The sequence below is a fragment of the Pseudostreptobacillus sp. genome (genome assembly GCF_977040545.1).
The window spans coordinates 1-2,520 of sequence record NZ_CDRRBS010000123.1; the positions used below are offsets into that span (position 1 = coordinate 1).

Sequence of the window (2,520 nt, forward strand, 5' to 3'; positions counted from 1 at the left end):
TAACATTAGGCATTATCTTACCAGTTGCTTTATATAAGTCTCCTGCAAAGTTAGGATTTAATAATTCAGCTATAACTGCTTGTGAAAGAGCCATTTTATCAGCATCTTCTTCATTTCTTGAGTTAATAACTAAAGCCCATCCACCTTTCCAGTGTTTTAATTCTTTTCCAGCGAATTTAGCAGCATTTAAAGGTAATACTTCAAAGTCTTCTGTTCCACTTATTTCAGTAGCAGCAGCAACTTCCCAAGGTCCTATTATTCTTACAGAACCAGTGTTTCCACCTTTAAATAATCCATCCATGTATCCATAAACAGCTTTTGTATCAAACATAGGTAATTTTTCTTTGTTTGATTTTTGCCAGTATTCAAATATTCCTTGGAACATTTGTTGTTGTTCTGGAGTTAATTTATCAAAATCATTAGTTAAAGTAGACACAAATTTATCTCCATCTTTTCCTAATAATTCTACATCAAATGCATTAGTAACTGCTACACCATACCAAGCATTAAATAATGGTACCATAGCTACTTTTGGATCTAAAGTTGCAAAATCAATATTTTTTAAATCAACATTGTTTGCAGCAGCATTTTTAGTATTTACTCCTAAAATTAATGTTTCAATATTGTATGGGAATCCGAAATAGTTTCCATCAAATTTTAATTGTCCTCCAAGACCTTTATCAAAGTCTCCGAATCCTCCAACTCTTTCACCTAAAGCTTTAGCATCAAATGAAGCTAATACATCTTTACTTACTAAACCTTCCATTCTATCTAAAGGTACAGCAAATACGTCTGCTACGTCAGCGTTAGTTGAGTCTGTTTTGTCAATTATATCAATGTGATCAAATGATGGTTTAACCATTAAATTGATTTTAGCATCAGGATTTTTTTCATTAACCCTTGCAATAGCTGCTTCATAATATGGTTTCCATGCCTCTTCAACTTGAACAGTAATTTCACCTTTTAATCCACTTGCTGGTTCTGCTGCTTCTTTTTTTGAACCACATGATAAAAGTAAACCGAACATTAAAAATGTTCCAGTAACAAATTTCTTTAAATTCATAACTTTCCACCTTCTATAATTATAATTTTTTTATGCAATCGCTTACAACAATATATTATACCTTGTTTTTTTTGAATGTCAATACCTTTTTATATTTTTTTATATAATTTTATTTTCTTTCTAAAATAACACAGTTATATTTTGAAACTTCAAATAAATTTTCTATTAATATATTCATATTTTGTTTTTTAAATGAACTAAATATTATCTCATAATTACCTTTTTCAATTTCAAAATTTATAGCTTTATCCGAACTATTAACAAGTACAAAAATTTTATTATCTAAAGAGTACATTAAACTTCTATCATTAAATTGTAATAATTTAAATTTCTTCTCTATTTCATCAAAATTATTTAATTTAAATAAAGGATTTTTCTTTCTGTATTCTATTAATTCAGAAATATATTGAACATTTTCTTTAAATTTTTCAGCTCTATCAAAATCAAATTTATTTATTTCATCCGATAAATTATATGAATTTTCATGTCCAAGTTTTGTTCTAAAGAATTCCTGACCTGCGTGCAAGAAAGGTATTCCTTGAGAAGTAATAACTAAAGTTGTAGCAATATTTTGCATTTTTTTTCTATCAACTAAACTATCTTCAGAATTAGTTATACTAAAATGATCAAATACAGTATTATTATCATGAGCTTCAACATATTGAATTAATTGATCCGGAGAAATATATCCTCTTAAATTAATACCTCCTTTAATAGAGTTTATTAATCTATCATCTGATTTTCCACCATTTGCAAAACCTTTACCTAATTTTTCAAAAGTAGACCCTCTTAAAGTATCACGCATATCATCACTAAAGAAAGCGATTCTTGGCATTTTATAAGCATTTAATTGATTAGCTTTTTTATCTTTATCAAGATTTGTATTTAAATCCCAACCTTCTCCAAGAACTATAATACCTTTATCTATTTCATCTAATTTTTCTCTTATTTCATTCATAGTATCAACATCAAGTATACCCATAAGATCAAATCTGAACCCATCAAGTTTAAATTCATTTGCCCAATAAAGAATACTATCTACTATATATTTTCTTACCATAGGATTATCACTTGCTATATCATTCCCACAAGCACTTCCATTAGAAAAATCTCCATTTTCATAAAATCTAAATGCATCTTTTTGCACTGTTTTCCAAAGACTATGACTCATAGCATCGAACACATGATTATACACTACATCCATTATTACTCTAATACCGTTTTCATGTAATACTTTTATCATTTCCTTTAACTCTTTTATTCTTACATAAGGATTTTCAGGATTAGTTGCAAATGATCCTTCAGGTATATTATAGTTAACCGGATCATATCCCCAGTTATATCTTTCTTCTGGATTATTTTCATCAACTGATTCTTCAGAAAAATCATAAAAAGGCATAATTTGAACATGTGTAACACCTAATTTTTTCAAATAATTTAATTGCTTATCTTCTATT

The 2,520-nt window shown here is 27.9% G+C and carries 2 protein-coding genes; both read right to left on the minus strand.

Translation table 11 applies throughout. The features are described 5' to 3' along the window. Positions 1–1,063: sugar ABC transporter substrate-binding protein (locus tag ACWYO2_RS05720; protein WP_455515520.1), on the minus strand; the 1,063-nt coding region annotated here is incomplete at its 3' end. Positions 1,064–1,172: 109 nt separating this feature from the next. Further along, positions 1,173–2,520, minus strand: a 1,348-nt coding sequence (gene pulA, locus ACWYO2_RS05725) for a type I pullulanase (RefSeq protein ID WP_455515521.1), incomplete at its 5' end; no start/stop codon positions are given.